Consider the following 16,245-nt stretch of genomic DNA (forward strand, 5'->3'; position numbering starts at 1 on the left):
AATTAATACTTTGTTTATAAAAATAAGCAAATTTTATAAAAGATTTAATTAAGAACAATTATTATGATGCCCCATATTATAAAATTAAAGTTTAATATACTAAAACAAAAGATTATTCGGTGCTTTCTAACAAAGATGCAGAAGGATGCGTAATAATTTTATCTCCAATATTTAATCCATTGGATACCATAATATACCCACTTTTTTTACTTTTAATATATTTAATATTTCTTTTTATAATTTTTTTATTATGTATAACTAGAACATAATTTTTATTGTAAATGACTTTATCGGGTAATTCATATTCTGTTGTTCCTAAGTGAAGATCAAAATGGTATCCAATAGGGTAGGAAGGATCTGTAGAAATATCTACATAATAAAAAGAGGAAGAGGTCTCAGTTTTATAAGGAATAGAAGAAATAGATAAAATTTTCCCTTCAAATTGCCTAGTGTTTTTAATAGAAACTTGAACAAGTTGATTATTTTTAAGTTGTTTAAGTTGAGATTCCTTGATTTTAGCATGAATGATTCGTTCATCACTATTAATTTGCATAATTTCAGTATGAGATTTTGAAGGGAAAGGCTGAAGTACAGTGACTCGACCTTTAATAGGAGCATAAATGCGTGTTTGAAGTTGTTGTTGTAAATTGAGTATATCATTAGATAATTGAACTTGTTGGTTGAAGTTATCGGAGGATATTTTATTTGAGTGCTGTATTGAAGATAAAAGTTTCTTTTTTGCAAGAATATGTTTTTCGATGTGTGGATTATAATATTTAAATATGGGTGTATCTTTAGATATAATCTCGTTATTTTTTACTAGAATATCTGAACTAATACCTAATGAGGGCTCATAATAAAGTGTATAACTTTGTTTAGCTTGCTGAACGCCTTGAAAAGAAAGAGGGTAATGAGGTTTTACAGTCATCGTTTCTATTTTGCTTAAATGAGTCGTTTTAGGAATTTTAGAATAAATATAAAATCCAAACAAAATAATAAGGATAAGGAGGAGAGTTAGCATTATTGATAAGGGGGATAAAAACTTTTTCAAATATAATCACCTCTAAACATTAATATGCATTTATTATACAAGTTTAGAGCTAAATACAACATAACGAAATGATGACATCAAAAAAGTCTTCTCAATTATTGCATTAAGAAGACGAAGATTTAGATAAAAGTTTAATTTTAGTAGCCATTAAAATAAACGTAATAAAACAATACCAATTGCTATAGCGATTAATCCTATAAATTTACGGAAAGTCATTTCATTTTTAGGTACACCAATGCCAAAGTGATCAATAATGACGCCCATTATCATTTGGCCAAGCATTGCGACAATAGTTGTAAGAGCAGCACCTAAATAGGGCATTAATATAATATTAGATGTAACGAATACGACGCCTAAAATCCCACCAATAAAATAGAGTGGTTTAATACGACCGACATGCTGTTGTGATAGTTTAATTTTTAGACTTCTATTAAATATTATTGTTAGAATAAATAACGCAATAGTTCCAATAGTAAAAGAAACTAGTGCAGCGAATAAAGAAGAATCCATTTGCTTTGAAAGCCCGCTATTGATTGTAGTTTGTAGTGGAGGCGCAAATCCGAAAATAAAGCCAATTAACAACCAAATATAAAGTGAGATATTTCTTTTATCTTTAAGTTTATTTTTAGGTAGATGGTTCATAAGAAGAATTCCGAATAATAAAACGAGAATCCCCACACCTTTTAAAAAAGTAAAAGATGTTTGATTGGCCCCAAGTAACCCCAATGTATCAATCATAACACCCATTATGATTTGACCAGCAACTGTCATCACAACCGTAAGTGCTGCACCTAATCTTGGAAGAAGTAATAAGTTACCTGTTAAGAAACATACACCAAGCAAGCCACCAACCCACCAATGATAATCAATAGAGTGACCAGCATAAAATGAGCTTGAGAACATTTGGATATTAAAAATGATATTAAGTATTAATAAAAATAGAGTTCCTACAAAAAAAGAAATCGTAGAGGCATAAAAAGATGACTCTGTAAATCGACCTAATCTAGAATTAATCGATGTTTGAATAGGAACCATCATACCAGCAATAATTCCAAGTACAAATAAAAAAAGCAAACGTAATTCCTCCATTATTTTTACTATCAAATACGATTATTATACGTAAATTTATAAAAAAATTCTATACTAAAAAAAGAGAACGGATAAAACTCTTTTAGAACGCTTTATCCATTCTCAATCTACTGTTTAGAAGACGTGAAGTAAAATTTGATATTGTAACATACGTCTACTATGTCAATTAATTTAATTCAAATAAAACTGTTGTTGTTTTATCTACAATCTGAGCTGAAGCGACTTTGCTTGGAGCGCCACTGGTAAATCTTAAAACATCTAATTTAACGATATTTTCCATTGCTGATTGTACATTAGCCTCTGTTATTGTTGCTGAAATTTGTGGTAATTGTAACTTAGCTGTTTTGTTTAGATTTGTCTTAAATATGAGTTCTAAAGTTTTTGACATTGTTCATACCTCCTTTTTAATAAAATCATTCATTAAACTAATCCTTGGGTTTTTACAACTTCAACTTTATCGAAAGATTCTTCAATCAAATTTGAAATTGTTGTTACAAATGATTTGATGTCTGCTTCAGAAGCACGTGTATTAATGTTATTAAATCGACGTTTAATTTCTTTAGCTTTTCCATTTGTATCATGTGTAACGTGAGTACAAATAACAGATAACTGAGTAATTTCGTTCATCTTACTTTCACCTCCTTACACTTTATATATCGAAAATATTTTTAAAAAAAGTAACTTAAAATCAAAAAAAGTTGAGCGAAATATTTCAATGTTACTAAAATATGATATATCATTAAATAAGAAACTTTTTTGAGGTGGATAAATGAATTATGTAGAACCTATTAAGAAAAAGAATGATATTAAGAAGATGTATCACGTGTTACAAACGAAATCAGACAGAGATTATCTTTTATTTAAACTGGCGATACATACAGGTATGCGACTTACTGACTTATTACATCTTAAAGTTGAAGATATAAAGAATAAGGAAAATAAAGAAATAAAGACAGCTTGGATTCAACAAAGCGCTCCATTTATCAAAATTATGATACCTTCTGATTTAAGAAATGAATTTGATACATATATCTATGAAAATCAGTTGAAAGATCATCATCTTTTATTTCAGTCTCTTCGTACACATAAAGAACTTTCACGTCAGCAAGCTTATCGAATTATTCACCACGCAGCTAAAGAATTAGGCCTTTTACATATTGGTTTAACTACTCTACGTAAAACTTTTGCATATCATGCTTATAAATCGGGTATTTCTATTGCGATTATTCAAAAATATTTAGGACACCAGACTACGCATGAAACTTTGAAATTTATTGGCTTGTCACCTAAAGAAGATCATCATACAATTATTGCTTTAAATTTATAAAAAGGAGGGCTTTGATGAGTTTAATTTATTTACTAGGGGCACTTTTACTAATCATAGGTATGGTTCTAATCACTTTATTTATTAGACCTCTAAGACGCTATGCAGGATATATTTCCCTATTCGCTCCAGTGATTGCTTCTGTTTACTTCTTATCTCAAATTCCTAATGTACTTCATCAGAAAGTGATTTCTTTTAAACTAGCTTGGATGCCAGCCATTGATTTGAATTTAGATTTAAGACTAGATGGACTTGGATTAATGTTTGCTTTAATTATTTCTATTATAGGGATAGCTGTTTTCTTTTACGCTACCCAATATTTAACACCTAATGGTGATAACTTACCTAGATTCTTCATATACTTACTTTTATTTATGTTTAGTATGTTAGGTATAGTAATATCTAATAATACCATCCTTATGTATATCTTCTGGGAACTCACAAGTGTTTCATCTTTCTTACTTATTTCGTATTGGTATAGTAATGCAAATAGTCAGCTAGGTGCAATACAGTCGTTTATGATTACGGTATTTGGCGGCTTAACATTATTAACAGGTTTTATTATGTTGTACATAATGACAGGTACGAATACAATTACTGAAATTTTATCGCAAGGTCATCATATTAGCGAGCATCCTTTATTTATTCCAATGATCATTATGATGCTTATTGGAGCTTTCACAAAATCAGCTCAATTTCCATTTCATATTTGGTTACCTAAAGCTATGGCTGCCCCAACCCCTGTAAGTGCTTATCTACATTCAGCAACAATGGTTAAAGCAGGTATATTTTTACTTTTTAGATTCACACCTGTATTAGGCTTAAGTAATAGTTATATTTATATTGTTACTTTTGTAGGATTAATCACAATGATGTTTGGATCTCTTACAGCTTTAAGACAATACGATTTGAAAGGAATTCTTGCCTATTCTACAGTTAGTCAACTTGGGATGATTATGACAATGGTCGGTTTAGGTGGAGGTATTGCGCAGCATCCAAGCGGACCAATGGCTAAAATTTACACATTAATTTTATTTGCAGGCTTGTTCCATGTCATGAATCATGCATTATTTAAATGTACGTTATTTATGGGCGTAGGTATTATTGATCATGAAGCGGGCACAAGAGATATTAGAAAATTAAATGGCATGAGAAAATTCTTTCCTAAAATGCATTTGAGTATGACGCTTGCTGCATTATCAATGGCAGGAGTACCATTTTTAAATGGTTTTTTAAGTAAAGAAATGTTTTTTGATTCTTTAGTTAAATCTATTGAATTAGAGCAATTTAGTTTAACTTTAACCATCATAATTGTGGCATTAGGCGTGATTGCAAGTATATTCACGTTTGTCTATGCAGTTTACATGCTAAAAGAAACATATTGGGGAGAATTTAATGAAAAAGAAGTTCCTAAAAAGCATATTCATGAGCCATGGTTGTTCAGTTTACCAGCAATGATCTTTGCTGTGATGCTACCTGTTATCTTCTTTATCCCAAATACCTTTACGCATCCGATTGTTTTACCTGCATTAAGAAATGTCACAAACTTAGGTATCCAAGTCGATAAGATGGCACCACATGTATCCCAGTGGCATGGCATTAATTTACCACTTATTTTTAGTATCATTGTTATTATTTTAGGAATTATTTTAGCAACAAAAGTAAATTGGAAAGTGTTAACGCATCGCTTAATCAAAACAGCGTCTATTACAAATTCCTATCGTAAAGCTTATAGTGTATTTGAACATTATGCTGGCTGTAGTATTCGTGGTGTAATGACGAACCGATTAAACTACTATAATGTGATTACACTTTTAGTGTTTTCACTATTTGTAGCGTATGGCTTTTTAAGAGTAGGGTTTCCGAAACTACATCTAATGCATGTTACTGACTTTGGATCTTTAGAAGTACTGCTTGCTATTTCAATCAGTGTTGTTGGTATAGCACTTGTCTTTATAAGACAACGTTTAACGATGGTAATATTAAATGGAATTATTGGCTATTCAGTTGCATTATTTTATTTGATCATGAGAGCACCTGATTTAGCTTTAACACAACTTGTAGTAGAGACGATGACTACAATATTATTCATTGTTAGTTTTTCACGCTTACCCAATATTTCACGTAAGAAAGCAGATAAGAAAAAAGAAATGATGAAAATTGTTGTAGCATTCATTTTTGCAGGCGCAGTGGTAACCCTTGTGTTTATGGCACAACAAGGTGATGGTTTAGAAACAATTTCTAAATATTATATGAATGCAAAAGAACTCACAGGTGGTAAAAATATTGTGAATGCCATTTTAGGTGATTTTAGAGCACTTGATACTATGTTTGAAGGTTTAGTATTAATTATTGCTGGTTTAGGTATTTATACATTATTAAATTACAAAGATCGGAGGGGTCAAGATGAAAGAAAATGACGTAGTCTTAAAAACAGTAACTAAAATTGTTGTATTCATTTTACTTACTTTTGGTTTTTACATTTATTTAGCAGGTCATAATAATCCAGGAGGAGGATTTATTGGTGGTCTCGTCTTTAGCTCAGCTTTTATCTTGATGTTTTTAGCTTTCGATGTAAAAAAAGTATTGGATAGTTTACCTATCGACTTTAGAAAATTAATGATTATTGGAGCACTTATTTCTTTAATCACAGCAATTGCGCCTACTTTTTTTGGCAAATCATTTTTATATCAAAGTGAATTTACACTTCATTTACCAATATTTAATGAAATGCATATTACTACAGTGACGATTTTCGAATTAGGCATAGTACTTTCAGTAGTGGGTGTGATTGTCACAATTATGTTGGCATTGAGTGGGGGTAAATCATGAATCTTATTTTATTACTTATCATAGGATTTCTCGTATTCTTAGCGACATACATGATATTATCTTTAAATTTAATTCGTATTATTGTAGGGATTTCGATTTATACGCATGCTGGTAATTTGATTATTATGAGTATGGGTCATTATAGTGACCACGTAACAGAACCGCTTATTCGTGGTTCAAATACCAACTATGTCGATCCATTATTGCAAGCACTTGTTTTAACTGCAATTGTTATTGGATTTGGTATGACAGCTTTCTTACTTGTATTAGTTTATCGAACATATCGTGTTACAAAAGAATCAGAAATTGATGTGCTTAGGGAGGATGAAGATGATGAACAGTAACTTATTAATCCTTCCGATTCTCTTACCACTTCTTTGTGCATTATTACTTGTATTTACGAAGAATAAAAATAGAGTTTCGAAGATTTTATATATTGGAACAATGACGGTTAATACGCTTATTTCGCTAGCTTTATTGATTTATGTGATGAATCATAAACCAATCACTTTAGATTTTGGTGGTTGGAAAGCACCTTTTGGTATTCAATTTTTAGGTGATACTTTAAGTTTACTCATGGTAACAGTCGCTTCTTTTGTAGTGACTTTAATTATGGCGTATGGATTTGGACCTGCTGAAGAACGTGTGAATCGCTATTATTTACCAACATTTATTTTATTTTTAACTACCGGTGTGATTGGTGCTTTTTTAACTTCTGATTTATTTAACCTCTATGTGATGTTCGAAATTATGTTGCTTGCATCATTTGTGCTTGTAACATTAGGACAATCAATAGAACAATTAAGAGCAGCCATTGTCTATGTTGTTTTAAATATTATTGGTTCTTGGTTATTTTTATTAGGTATTGGCTTACTTTACAAATTAGTAGGGACATTAAACTTTTCTCAAGTTGCATTACGCTTAGATGATATTCACAATAATGAAATGGTAGTGGTCATTGCAATTGTATTTATGATTGCATTTGGCTCAAAAGCATCGTTAGTTTTATTTATGTGGTTACCTAAAGCTTATGCAGTATTAAATACTGAGCTCGCAGCTTTATTTGCAGCTTTAATGACGAAAGTGGGAGCATATGCTTTAATTCGCTTCTTTACTTTATTATTTGATCAACATCCAAATATTACACACCCCATACTTGTATTTATGTCTTGTATTACGATGATTATTGGTGCTTTTGGAGTCATTGCATTTAAAGACATAAAGAAAATTGCAGCATATCAAGTTATTTTATCAATTGGTTTTATTATTTTAGGCTTAGGATCAAATACATTTGCTGGAATTCATGGTGCTATTTTTTATCTAACAAATGATATTGTAGTAAAGACATTATTATTCTTTATTATTGGTAGTTTAGTTTATATGTCTGGTTATAGAGAATATAAGTATTTATATGGTTTGGCAAAGAGAGAGCCTTTCTTTGGCGTAGCATTTATCGTTATGATTTTCGCGATTGGCGGAGTTCCTCCATTTAGTGGGTTCCCTGGTAAAGTGCTTATTTTCCAAGGGGCGGTTCAAAATGGTAATTATATTGGATTAGCGCTCATGATTTTAACAAGTCTTTTAGCAATGTATAGTCTATTTAGAATACTATTTATTATGTACTTTGGAGATGCAGATGGCGAGCAAGTTGATTACAACCCATTGCCTGTTCATCGAAAATGTATGATTGGCATACTAACTGTAGTTGTACTAGTTATGGGTCTTGCGGCACCAATTGTTATGAATGTTACTAAAAATGCAACAAAGTTAAATACAAATGATGCTTACTTCCATCACTTAGTTAATCCACATTTAAAGGAGAAGAATAAATGAGACAAATTGTATTGAATATCTTAATTGCTTTTCTATGGGTACTCTTTCAAGACCAAGGTTCTTTTTTATTCTCTACCTTTGTATCTGGCTATCTTATAGGATTAATTATCATTTATATACTTCATCGATTCTTTGGTCAAGAATTTTATTTAGTAAAAATATGGGTAGCTATTAAGTTTTTAGCCATATATTTGTATCAGTTAATTACTTCAAGTCTTAGTATCATTAAATATATTTTATTTAAAACAAAAGATATGAATCCTGGTCTTCTCACATATGAAACAGAGTTAAAAAGTGATTGGGCCATTACATTTTTAACCATTTTAATTATTATTACGCCTGGATCGACAGTGATTAGAATTTCAAAATTAACCAATAAATTTTTTATTCATAGTATAGACATTTCTGAAAATGAAAAAGCTAATTTATTAAAAAGTATTAAACAATATGAACGTTTAATTATGGAGGTGTCACGATGATCCAAGCGATGACTAACTTTTTTAGTACAGGAGCTTTAATATTATTTGGTATTGCATTTATTATTGGATTGTTTCGTTTGATTAAAGGTCCTACAACAGCAGACAGAGTCGTAGCATTTGATGCAGCCAGTGCTGTAATTATGTGCATTGTTGGGGTGGTTAGCGTGATTTATGGTACTGATGCGTATTTAGATTCAATTATGTTAATTGCGATTATTTCATTTGTAAGCTCTGTATCTATTTCTAGATTTATTGGAGGAGGTCGGGTATTCAATGGAACTCATAAAAAGCGTCACTGAGTTGATTGCGTCTATCCTTATTTTTCTAGGAAGTATTATTGCAGTGATTAGTGCAATAGGCATTGTAAAATTTCAAGATGTTTTTTTACGTAGTCATGCTTCCACGAAAAGTTCAACGCTTTCTGTATTACTTACTTTAATCGGGGTATTAATATACTTTACAACGGTGCAAGGTTTCTTTAGTGTTCGTTTATTATTATCCATTGTCTTTATTAATTTAACGTCTGCTGTTGGTATGCACCTTGTTGCTAGAGCAGCTTATCGAACTGGAGCATACATGTATAGAAAAGATGATGCACCAAGACAATCTTCCATTTTATTAAGTTCAAAAGAATTTAATACAAGAGAGGAGTTAAAAAGTCGTGCTAAAAAAAGAGAAGAACAACGAGAAAAACTGTATTATGATATTAAAAACCATAGAGCTGAAGAAAGAAAACAACAAGGTGATAAAAATATTGAAGATTTAGAAGAATAATTGTATATCTTAATAATTTTTAAATGAATTATTTTGAAAGTGCAAGTTAGTTAATCTGAATATAGTTTAATGATAAAATTGATATTGAATTGAGAGCATAAAAACGGTAGATAATAACTATATACGTTTAAAATAAATAAGATGACAATGTATCTTATATCTCAAATTAAATATGAAATAATGGGGTGAAAGTTTGGAAATATTTGAAACGATTCTCATATTTCTAGCTGTTGTTATTGTAAGCTCCTTTGTTCATACTTTTATTCCTAAAGTACCTCTTGCATTTATTCAAATCATATTAGGAATGATCCTCTTTATATTGCCTGTACCAGTTGAATTCAATTTTGATTCTGAACTCTTTATGCTAGCGACCATTGCACCTTTATTATTTGTTGAAGGTGTTAATGTATCTAGGGTACATTTACGAAGATATATTAAACCTGTCATGTTAATGGCATTAGGTTTAGTAATTACTACCGTCATAGGTGTAGGGTTATTTATTCACTTAGTATGGCCAGATTTACCAATTGGTGCAGCGTTTGCGATTGCCGCAATTCTCTGTCCTACCGATGCTCCGGCAGTGCAAGCTATTACTCAAGGTAAAGTATTACCAAAAGGTGCAATGACGATTTTAGAAGGTGAGTCTTTATTAAATGATGCTGCAGGTATCATTTCATTTAAAATAGCAGTAGGGATACTTGTTACTGGCGCTTTCTCATTATTTGAAGCGATTCAACAATTCTTAATTGCTTCAATAGGAGGGGCCATTGTAGGATTGTTCATCGGTATATTACTTGTTCGATTCCGTCTAACGTTAACACGACGTGGTATTGAAAATATTAATATGTTTGTATTTCTTCAATTGTTAACACCATTTGTAACCTATCTTGTGGCAGAATTATTCCATGCTTCAGGTATTATTGCTGCTGTAGTAGCCGGACTTGTTCATGGTTTTGAACGTGACCGTATTGCTCAAACACGTACACGCCTTCAACTAAGTTATAACCATACGTGGAATATTTTAGGCTATGCACTAAATGGTTTTGTATTCTCGATACTTGGTTTCTTAGTGCCGGAAGTCATTGTAAAAATTATTAAAAGTGAACCACATAACTTACTTTTCTTAATAGGAATTACTTTATTAGTAGCATTGGCTGTATATGTATTTAGATTTATTTGGGTTTATGTACTATATCCTTTATTTTATCTATCAGTCAGTCCATTCCAAAAATTAATGAATGATGAGGGGACAAATACGAAAGAGAAACCACCTAAACGAAGTATGTATGCGTTAATTATGACATTTTGTGGTGTTCATGGAACAATTTCACTTGCCATCGCATTAACGTTACCTTACTATTTACAAAATCATGAAGCCTTTAAGTATCGTAATGATTTACTTTTTATTTCTTCAGGAATGGTTATCTTAAGCTTGGTCATTGCACAAATCATTTTACCTTTTGTTACGAAAAATGCACCTCAACCTAAAATAGGAAGTATGAATTTTAAAGAAGCAAGAATTTATATTTTAGAACACGTGATTGATTATTTAAACAAACATTCCTCCTTTGAAACAAGCTATCGATATGGAAATGTTATTAAAGAATATCATGATAAATTAACTTTCCTAAAATCAGTAGAAAAAGATGACGAGAATTCAAAAGAGCTTGAACGTTTACAACGCATTGCTTTTAACGTAGAAACAAAAACACTTGAAAAATTAGCAGATGAAGGCGAAATTACGGAAAGCATGCTAGAAAACTATATGCGTTTTGCTGAACGTACACAAGTTTATAGACAAGCTTCACTCATTCGTCGTATTATTGTTGGAATTAGAGGATTACTTTTGAAACGTCATATTCGTACACGTACAAATGCAGCTTCATCATTAAGTGTTACTGAAAACTTAATGGAACTTTCTAAAATCAATAAAAGAGTCCATTATAATGTTGTAAGCCGACTTGTGGAGGAGGCAAATGAAGACAATAAATTAGAAGTGGGTATGATATGTGATGGATATTTAATGAGAATAGACAACTTATCACCATCTAACTTCTTTAACACACGTTCTGAAGATTCAATTACTAAAATTAAGTTGAATGCTTTAAGAGAGCAACGTCGTATTTTAACTGAACTTATTAGTGATGAAGAGATTACAGAAGCGACAGCTTTAAAATTACGTGAGGCAATTAACTATGATGAAATGGTTATTGTAGACAGTTTAACTGACTAATTTAATAATTCAATAATGATTAATACTAAACCTAAGACAACTCGCTATGTCTTAGGTTTTTTTAAGTATAAATGGAAGGTTTAACATTGAAATTTAAGATATATTCCTCTTATTGTAAGATAATATAAGACAATCACATTACGCAACCATTCGTGATACAATAAGATGAAACTGTTTATGAGGTGAAATCATGTTAACTGAAGAAAAAGAGGATTATCTCAAAGCAATTCTAACTAATGGTGGTGATAGCGCTTTCGTTTCAAATAAAATACTATCTCAATATTTAGATATAAAACCACCTTCTGTAAGTGAAATGATAAGTCGTTTAGAAAAAGCTGGATTTGTTGAAACTAAACATTATAAAGGGGTAAAACTCTCTAAAGAAGGTCTCTCTCATACACTCGATATTATAAAAAGACATCGTTTATTAGAACAATTTTTAATTGAAGTATTAAATTATAATTGGGAAGAAGTACATCAAGAAGCGGAAATTTTAGAGCATAAAATTTCTGACTTATTTTTAGAAAGGATAGATAAACTGTTAAATTATCCTGAAACTTGTCCGCATGGAGGAGTTATTCCAAGAAATTATATTTATAAAGAAAAGTATAATGACTCATTACTTGAATATGATGAAGGAGACATAGTAAACATTAAACGTGTTCGCGATAGAACGGATTTACTTGTTTATCTATCCAGTAAGCACATTTCAATTGGAGATAACATTGAAATAGTATCCAAAGATAAAACCAACAAAGTCATGATTATAAATAATGATACAACTATGACGATTCTAAGTTATGATAATGCAATGAATATATTTGTAGAGAAAAATTAAACAAACGGTCGTCTATTCAATTTGAATATGATGAGCCGTTTTTAAATCATAAATTTGTATATTAAATATAAAGAGAAACCGTTAATCATAATCCAAAATAGACTATAAAATAATGTTGGTAAATGTGTCAATTCAGCTAAAGTATTACCATCCCAATGTGTTTTTACTCTTTGGAAAGTCAATAATATAATTGTCCAACTAGATTGCAAAACTTCTCCTAATAGGACACCTAAGATAAGATGGCATAGGAGGACTACGATATAAAAAATCATAAATTGATTATTGCCTTGCAATAAAAAATACAATAATGAAATTAAAATGATTAAAACGATAATGGGAGACAATTTTCGAGATGTTAAAATAAGGTAATACATAAATATCAAACTATATAAGATTAAAAATAAGCTTGGATAGTTAAAATGAATGGTCCAAAAACCTATCATTAACATGATTGGTGGCATGACATATCCACCTAATGTCGTAATACATTGTCCAGTAACTGATTTAGATTGTGTTATTGCATAGCCTTGTTGTAACGTTTCTTTACGTTCACTAGGGTGTACAACAATGACAAGATCTTTAGCATGCCCCCCACTTAACTTATTAAATAGAATATGACCCATTTCATGAGTCAGTACTGGAATATAATTTAAATAAATATCTAAATATTGATTAAAAGAACAATGTCGATTTTGATGAATAATGATATAAGATATTGCTATAATAATGACTAAATAAATATTTAAGATAACAGTCGTAGTTAAAAATTGTTGCAAATAATCCATAATCAACCTCACGTTAATAGTGTGACTTCTATTATAAATCATTAAGATAAACTGGTCCTTTAGACTTTAGACGTATTTTTGAATACAATGGCAAAAATAATATATGATGAATAAGTTGAGGTTATTATAAATTCATTACAACATATAAAGAGAGTAAGAAAGCAGGGAGTTAACGTAAATGTATAGTTCAAAAAAGAAAAAAAACGATAAAGTAGATATATTAGGCGTACAATTCGATAATGTGACAATGTTGGATATGGTTGAAAATATTAAACATTTTTTTGAAAATAATACAAATGATAACTTGTTTATTGTAACTGCTAATCCTGAAATCGTAGTGTATGCTTCTGAACATGTAACCTATCGAAAGCTTATAAATAGTGCAAGTTATATCATTGCGGATGGTACAGGTGTAGTTAAAGCTTCTAATAGATTAAAACAACCATTAAAGCGACGTGTACCAGGTATTGAACTTATGGAAGAATGTATTAAAGTTGCACACGAGCAAAGTCAAAAGGTATATTTGTTAGGATCAAAAAATGAAATTGTTGCGCAAGCACAACACAAATTACAACAGAAATATCCTAATGTTACTTTTGAGTATCATCATGGGTATATTGACCTGTCAGATGAAACTGTAGTGAAAAGAATTCAACGTTTCAATCCTGACTATTTGTTTGTTGGAATGGGTGTTCCAAAACAAGAAGAATGGATTCAAAAAAATGAAAGTAATTTTAAGCATACAGTAATGATGGGCGTAGGTGGCTCATTAGAAGTGTTTAGTGGTACTAAAAAAAGAGCGCCTCGTCTTTTTAGAAATTTAAATATGGAATGGGTCTACCGATTACTTATTGATTGGAAGCGAATAGGTCGTATAAAAAGTATTCCTAAATTTATGTTTAAAGTTTGGAAATTGCAGAATAAGAAGAAAAAATAAAAGAGGATGAGACTTAAGCCTATGAATCACTTAGGTCTCTACCTCTTTTACTTTACAACAAAACGTTTTTCATCAAGTTGTTGTCTAAATGCTTTTTGATCTTTTTTAGATTTTTTCTTAAAATCTTTTAAAAATTGCTCATATTTAGGTAACACTGTATCTAATTCACCAAATTCTTTTAGCTTTCCACCTTCAATCCAAGCGATTTTAGTACAGAATTCACGCACTTGTCTGATATTATGACTTACAAAGAAAATCGTTTTATTTGCTTCTTTAAACTCATATATTTTATCTAAACATTTTTGAGTAAATGTTTGATCGCCAACAGATAGTGCTTCATCGATAACTAAAATGTCAGGATTAATAGTTACATTGATAGAGAAACCGAGTTTCGCACGCATACCGCTTGAATAGTTTTTAACAGGTTGATAAATGAATTCGCCAAGCTCACTAAATTCAATAACTTGAGGCATAAGTCTTTTAATTTCTTTCTTTTTAAACCCCATACAAAGCATTTTAAATTCAATATTTTCAATGCCCGTCAGTTTCCCATTTAAACCGGCATTAATGGCGATGACACTTACTTCACCATGACGATCTATATTTCCAGAACTTGGAGATAATGAACCACCAATCATATTGCTTAACGTGGATTTTCCTGAACCATTTATACCTACTAAACCAATCACATCACCTTCATAAGCAGTAATAGACACATCATTTAAAGCAAAGAAGGTTTTGTTTTTATTTTTAGGAATTAACGCATCTTTGATACGTTCTTTATTATTGCGATATATTCGATATTCTTTTGTCACATGATTTATGTTAACAGATACGCTCATGATTTTTCCTTTCTTATGATTTATTATATAGATTATAATACATCACTCAATAGTTGTTAAATTTATTAACCTAGTGTAAAGTGTATATGAGATTTTGTATCTTTTTTGTAAACAATATATTAATTTTACTTTCTTTTCTGAGTTAAGTCTATCCTAATAAAATTTTCGACTAATGTGTTGCGTAAATATATAATGGATTTATATGAATCATTTTAAACGTTGATTTAGAAATTTTATAATAAAACGATTTTAATCAGTAGTTAAAGAAATTAAAAGCCATTATGAATTTACAATTGAAAGTGTGGTTTAATTCAATGTCGGCAGTAGGAACTGTTTTTAAAGAACATATAAAAAACTTTTATTTAGTGCAACGACTTGCACAATTTCAAATTAAAATAACAAATACAAATAATTACTTAGGTATGGCTTGGGAATTACTTAACCCAGCACTTCAAATTATGGTGTATTGGTTTGTCTTTGGTATGGGAATTCGTAGTAATCAACCGATACATGGCATTCCATTTATTTTATGGTTACTAGTAGGAATTAGCATGTGGTTCTTTGTTAACCAAGGTATTCTTGAAGGTACGAAATCAGTATCTATGAAATTTAACCAAGTAGCGAAAATGAATTTCCCTTTATCAATTATTCCAACTTATATCGTAACAAGTAAATTTTATGGCCATATTGGCTTATTAGCACTTATTATTGCAATTTGTATGGGAAATGGCATTATGCCGTCTATCCATATTGTACAATTGTTAATTTACGTACCACTAACATTTTTCTTTGTGGCTTCTGTAGCACTTTTTACATCAACACTTGGAATCATTGTTCGTGATACACAGATGATTATGCAAGCATTACTAAGAATTTTATTCTATATGTCTCCTATTTTATGGATACCAAAAGATACTGGAATTAGTAGCGTAATTAATGACATTATGAAATTTAACCCTGTATACTTTTTAGCTGAGTCTTATCGCGCAGCAATTTTATTCCATCAATGGTACTTTATTGAACATTGGAGATTACTTCTTTATAATATTGTGATTATTATAGTATTCTTTGTATTAGGGTCTATATTACATCGTAGATATCGAGATCATTTTGCAGATTTTTTATAAAACGTGTGCTAGATAAATCAATACTTACATTTATTAGTAGAGAGCCTGAAATGTATTAGATTGCATTTCAAGCTCTTTAGCATATATATCATAAATAAATA

Annotated in this window: 18 protein-coding genes; 12 read left to right on the forward strand and 6 right to left on the reverse strand. The window is 30.4% G+C overall.

Translation table 11 applies throughout. The features are described 5' to 3' along the window. Window positions 1-112: 112 nt before the first annotated feature. The 4 genes from CD034_RS01760 to sroA all read right to left on the reverse strand — a co-directional run bounded on the left by CD034_RS01760 (window position 113) and on the right by sroA (window position 2,767). Window positions 113-928, reverse strand: coding sequence for an efflux RND transporter periplasmic adaptor subunit (locus CD034_RS01760; RefSeq protein WP_228777638.1), 816 nt, complete (start codon window positions 926-928; stop codon window positions 113-115). 270 nt (window positions 929-1,198) lie between these two features. Next, window positions 1,199-2,125 (reverse strand): DMT family transporter, encoded by a 927-nt coding sequence (locus tag CD034_RS01765; protein WP_002455678.1) that lies wholly within the window; start codon window positions 2,123-2,125, stop codon window positions 1,199-1,201. Window positions 2,126-2,306: 181 nt separating this feature from the next. Next, window positions 2,307-2,528 (reverse strand): DUF2922 domain-containing protein, encoded by a 222-nt coding sequence (locus CD034_RS01770; RefSeq protein ID WP_002448911.1) that lies wholly within the window; start codon window positions 2,526-2,528, stop codon window positions 2,307-2,309. Between the two features lie 32 nt (window positions 2,529-2,560). Then, complete coding sequence (gene sroA, locus CD034_RS01775) at window positions 2,561-2,767, reverse strand: sigS mRNA-stabilizing protein SroA (RefSeq protein WP_002448893.1); 207 nt, start codon at window positions 2,765-2,767, stop codon at window positions 2,561-2,563. Window positions 2,768-2,909: 142 nt separating this feature from the next. Between sroA and CD034_RS01780 the strand changes: the two genes are divergently transcribed. From CD034_RS01780 to CD034_RS01825, 10 genes are all read left to right on the forward strand, one after another. Then, window positions 2,910-3,467, forward strand: a complete 558-nt coding sequence (locus CD034_RS01780) for a tyrosine-type recombinase/integrase (RefSeq protein ID WP_002448908.1) — start codon at window positions 2,910-2,912, stop codon at window positions 3,465-3,467. Window positions 3,468-3,481: 14 nt separating this feature from the next. Beyond that, entirely contained in the window at window positions 3,482-5,884 is a 2,403-nt protein-coding gene (locus tag CD034_RS01785) for a DUF4040 family protein (protein ID WP_065581194.1), read from the forward strand. Beyond that, window positions 5,871-6,296 carry a Na+/H+ antiporter Mnh2 subunit B gene (gene mnhB2 / locus CD034_RS01790; protein WP_002455676.1) on the forward strand — a complete coding sequence of 142 codons (426 nt, stop codon included), beginning with the start codon at window positions 5,871-5,873 and terminating at the stop codon, window positions 6,294-6,296. Before CD034_RS01785 ends, mnhB2 begins: the two co-directional genes overlap by 14 nt. Beyond that, window positions 6,293-6,640 carry a Na+/H+ antiporter Mnh2 subunit C gene (gene mnhC2 / locus CD034_RS01795; RefSeq protein WP_002448875.1) on the forward strand — a complete coding sequence of 116 codons (348 nt, stop codon included), beginning with the start codon at window positions 6,293-6,295 and terminating at the stop codon, window positions 6,638-6,640. The genes mnhB2 and mnhC2 overlap by 4 nt, the downstream gene beginning before the upstream one ends. Continuing rightward, on the forward strand, window positions 6,630-8,129 hold the full coding sequence (gene mnhD2 / locus CD034_RS01800; protein ID WP_002455675.1) for a Na+/H+ antiporter Mnh2 subunit D: 1,500 nt from the start codon (window positions 6,630-6,632) through the stop codon (window positions 8,127-8,129). The genes mnhC2 and mnhD2 overlap by 11 nt, the downstream gene beginning before the upstream one ends. Next, complete coding sequence (gene mnhE2 / locus CD034_RS01805) at window positions 8,126-8,608, forward strand: Na+/H+ antiporter Mnh2 subunit E (protein WP_002449146.1); 483 nt, start codon at window positions 8,126-8,128, stop codon at window positions 8,606-8,608. Before mnhD2 ends, mnhE2 begins: the two co-directional genes overlap by 4 nt. Then, on the forward strand, window positions 8,605-8,907 hold the full coding sequence (gene mnhF2 / locus CD034_RS01810) for a Na+/H+ antiporter Mnh2 subunit F (protein WP_002449139.1): 303 nt from the start codon (window positions 8,605-8,607) through the stop codon (window positions 8,905-8,907). The genes mnhE2 and mnhF2 overlap by 4 nt, the downstream gene beginning before the upstream one ends. After that, window positions 8,882-9,382 carry a Na+/H+ antiporter subunit G gene (locus CD034_RS01815; RefSeq protein WP_002449128.1) on the forward strand — a complete coding sequence of 167 codons (501 nt, stop codon included), beginning with the start codon at window positions 8,882-8,884 and terminating at the stop codon, window positions 9,380-9,382. Before mnhF2 ends, CD034_RS01815 begins: the two co-directional genes overlap by 26 nt. A gap of 193 nt (window positions 9,383-9,575) precedes the next feature. Further along, window positions 9,576-11,615: a cation:proton antiporter gene (locus CD034_RS01820; RefSeq protein ID WP_002449154.1), complete on the forward strand. Its 2,040-nt coding sequence runs from the start codon at window positions 9,576-9,578 to the stop codon at window positions 11,613-11,615. 190 nt (window positions 11,616-11,805) lie between these two features. Continuing rightward, window positions 11,806-12,453: a metal-dependent transcriptional regulator gene (locus CD034_RS01825; RefSeq protein WP_070671570.1), complete on the forward strand. Its 648-nt coding sequence runs from the start codon at window positions 11,806-11,808 to the stop codon at window positions 12,451-12,453. Window positions 12,454-12,494: 41 nt separating this feature from the next. Here CD034_RS01825 and CD034_RS01830 read toward each other — a convergent pair whose 3' ends face one another. Then, window positions 12,495-13,238 (reverse strand): M50 family metallopeptidase, encoded by a 744-nt coding sequence (locus CD034_RS01830; RefSeq protein ID WP_002449144.1) that lies wholly within the window; start codon window positions 13,236-13,238, stop codon window positions 12,495-12,497. Window positions 13,239-13,416: 178 nt separating this feature from the next. On the opposite strand from CD034_RS01830, the gene tarA reads away from it, so the two are divergent. Continuing rightward, window positions 13,417-14,175 carry an N-acetylglucosaminyldiphosphoundecaprenol N-acetyl-beta-D-mannosaminyltransferase TarA gene (gene tarA / locus CD034_RS01835; RefSeq protein WP_002455672.1) on the forward strand — a complete coding sequence of 253 codons (759 nt, stop codon included), beginning with the start codon at window positions 13,417-13,419 and terminating at the stop codon, window positions 14,173-14,175. 47 nt (window positions 14,176-14,222) lie between these two features. On the opposite strand, the gene tagH is transcribed toward tarA, so the two are convergent. Continuing rightward, window positions 14,223-15,017 (reverse strand): teichoic acids export ABC transporter ATP-binding subunit TagH, encoded by a 795-nt coding sequence (gene tagH / locus CD034_RS01840; protein WP_002449138.1) that lies wholly within the window; start codon window positions 15,015-15,017, stop codon window positions 14,223-14,225. A 314-nt stretch (window positions 15,018-15,331) separates the two neighbouring features. Here tagH and CD034_RS01845 point away from each other — a divergent pair, with 314 nt between their 5' ends. Beyond that, window positions 15,332-16,144, forward strand: a complete 813-nt coding sequence (locus CD034_RS01845; RefSeq protein WP_002449143.1) for an ABC transporter permease — start codon at window positions 15,332-15,334, stop codon at window positions 16,142-16,144. Window positions 16,145-16,245 lie beyond the last annotated feature (101 nt).

The sequence above is a fragment of the Staphylococcus hominis subsp. hominis genome (genome assembly GCF_002901845.1).
Taxonomy (GTDB): Bacteria; Bacillota; Bacilli; order Staphylococcales; family Staphylococcaceae; genus Staphylococcus; species Staphylococcus hominis.

What these genes read in the sequence shown, in the direction of transcription:
- CD034_RS01780 (WP_002448908.1), top strand. Translation starts at nt 2,910, where the DNA reads ATGAATTATGTAGAACCTATTAAGAAAAAGAATGATATTAAGAAGATG.
- CD034_RS01815 (WP_002449128.1), top strand. Translation starts at nt 8,882, where the DNA reads ATGGAACTCATAAAAAGCGTCACTGAGTTGATTGCGTCTATCCTTATT.
- CD034_RS01845 (WP_002449143.1), top strand. Translation starts at nt 15,332, where the DNA reads ATGTCGGCAGTAGGAACTGTTTTTAAAGAACATATAAAAAACTTTTAT.
- mnhC2 (WP_002448875.1), top strand. Translation starts at nt 6,293, where the DNA reads ATGAATCTTATTTTATTACTTATCATAGGATTTCTCGTATTCTTAGCG.
- mnhF2 (WP_002449139.1), top strand. Translation starts at nt 8,605, where the DNA reads ATGATCCAAGCGATGACTAACTTTTTTAGTACAGGAGCTTTAATATTA.
- tagH (WP_002449138.1), bottom strand. Translation starts at nt 15,017, where the DNA reads ATGAGCGTATCTGTTAACATAAATCATGTGACAAAAGAATATCGAATA.
- mnhE2 (WP_002449146.1), top strand. Translation starts at nt 8,126, where the DNA reads ATGAGACAAATTGTATTGAATATCTTAATTGCTTTTCTATGGGTACTC.
- mnhB2 (WP_002455676.1), top strand. Translation starts at nt 5,871, where the DNA reads ATGAAAGAAAATGACGTAGTCTTAAAAACAGTAACTAAAATTGTTGTA.
- CD034_RS01770 (WP_002448911.1), bottom strand. Translation starts at nt 2,528, where the DNA reads ATGTCAAAAACTTTAGAACTCATATTTAAGACAAATCTAAACAAAACA.
- mnhD2 (WP_002455675.1), top strand. Translation starts at nt 6,630, where the DNA reads ATGAACAGTAACTTATTAATCCTTCCGATTCTCTTACCACTTCTTTGT.
- CD034_RS01825 (WP_070671570.1), top strand. Translation starts at nt 11,806, where the DNA reads ATGTTAACTGAAGAAAAAGAGGATTATCTCAAAGCAATTCTAACTAAT.
- CD034_RS01785 (WP_065581194.1), top strand. Translation starts at nt 3,482, where the DNA reads ATGAGTTTAATTTATTTACTAGGGGCACTTTTACTAATCATAGGTATG.
- CD034_RS01760 (WP_228777638.1), bottom strand. Translation starts at nt 928, where the DNA reads ATGACTGTAAAACCTCATTACCCTCTTTCTTTTCAAGGCGTTCAGCAA.
- sroA (WP_002448893.1), bottom strand. Translation starts at nt 2,767, where the DNA reads ATGAACGAAATTACTCAGTTATCTGTTATTTGTACTCACGTTACACAT.
- CD034_RS01830 (WP_002449144.1), bottom strand. Translation starts at nt 13,238, where the DNA reads ATGGATTATTTGCAACAATTTTTAACTACGACTGTTATCTTAAATATT.
- tarA (WP_002455672.1), top strand. Translation starts at nt 13,417, where the DNA reads ATGTATAGTTCAAAAAAGAAAAAAAACGATAAAGTAGATATATTAGGC.